Raw genomic sequence first — 1,463 nt, forward strand, 5'->3', positions numbered from 1 at the left:
AGCCGCGGGCTCGCGCAACGGCCCAAATTGGGTCARGGCGCGCTGAATCCYGCTCCGATTTCGGGCAAAACCCGCGAAAGCAGTCTCAATTCATGCGTCTCGTGCCATCGGCAYACTGGATAGCCAATAAACGGCTCTTGATCAGCGTTGCCCTAAGGCTTGCAGGCTACGGCGACCGGGTCTTCTTCTCGATCAAGCCAGTCAACAGCGCGAGTTGCTGCTTCTGGATCTCCAGCAACTCTTCCCATTGGCGCTCGCGCAACTGATCGATCTTGTCGTGCAGCAGCATGATCTCGAGTTCGGCCTTGAGGTTGACCTCGTAGTCGTGCTCCGCATGGATCCGGTCCTTCTCGGATTGCCGGTTCTGCGACATCAGGATGATCGGCGCCTGCACCGCAGCCAGCATCGAAAGAAACAGGTTGAGCAGGATGAATGGGTAGGGATCGAAGGTCGTGCTGCGGGTCGCCAGGAGCAGGGCGTTGAGCGCGACCCACATCAGCATGGTCGCGCCGAAGAGCCCGACGAAGGTCCAGGACCCGCCGAAGGACGCGACTGCGTCTGCCGCGCGCTGGCCAAATGACTGCCCGCCATCGGCGTCTGCCACGACATTGCGCGAAACATGCGTTCGCTCCGCGATATGCCGCGCGACACGCTTCGTTCGCTCGTCGAGGGCGTCGTAACGCGAGCCCAGCAGCTTGGTTGCGATGTCGTCGACTTTATGCATGTTTCCGCATCCTGTTCGTCGGTTCGAAGTTCGAGACGCCTGCGCCGACCGGGGCATCCTCATCCGCTCCGGGGCCGTGCGGAGTTTCCGTTCACTGTGTTCTCAGGGGTCACTGTACGGCAACGCACATCGACGCCCAAGGTGCGACCCACGCCGACGACCCTGTCTAGATGGCGATCTTGTCCGGAAGAAGTCTGTCGTATTCCTTCTTGACCACCGCATAGCACTCGCAGGAGCGCTGCTCCAGCCCTTGCCGGTCCAGCACCGAGATGTGACCCCGCGCATAACTGATCAGACCAGCCCTCTGCAGCTTGAGTGCACCTTCGGTCACACCTTCGCGGCGCACCCCAAGCATGTTGGCGATTAGTTCCTGCGTCATCACGAGCTCGCTGCCCTGCAGCCGGTCCAGGCTCAGCAGCAGCCAGCGGCACAGTTGCTGATCCAGCGAGTGGTGCCGGTTGCAGACGGCCGTTTGCGCCATCTGCGTGATCAGCGCCTGGGTGTAGCGCAGCAGGAGGTGAAGGACAGGGGCCCTGTTGAACTCCTCTTTGATCACCTGTGCCTTGAGCCGGAAGCCATGGCCTGCGCTCTGCACGACGGCGCGACTGGGAGTGGACTCTCCTCCCATGAACAGCGAGATGCCCACCACCCCCTCGTTGCCGACCACGGCGATCTCGGCCGAAGCGCCGTTCTCCATGACGTACAGCAAGGAGACGATGGCGGTGGTCGGAAAGTAGAC

2 protein-coding genes are annotated in these 1,463 nt (G+C 61.8%); both read right to left on the reverse strand.

All coding sequences use genetic code 11. The annotated features are described in order from the left end of the window. Positions 1-166: 166 nt before the first annotated feature. Positions 167-724, reverse strand: coding sequence for a DUF1003 domain-containing protein (locus AC1DY5_RS55385; protein ID WP_478122659.1), 558 nt, complete (start codon positions 722-724; stop codon positions 167-169). Positions 725-890: 166 nt separating this feature from the next. Further along, positions 891-1,463, reverse strand: a 573-nt coding sequence (locus tag AC1DY5_RS55390; protein ID WP_478122660.1) for a Crp/Fnr family transcriptional regulator, incomplete at its 5' end; no start/stop codon positions are given.

This window comes from Variovorax sp. P4_D9 (assembly GCF_056401695.1).

Coding starts and splice junctions, on each gene's coding strand:
- AC1DY5_RS55385 (WP_478122659.1), bottom strand. CDS start 724: ATGCATAAAGTCGACGACATCGCAACCAAGCTGCTGGGCTCGCGTTAC.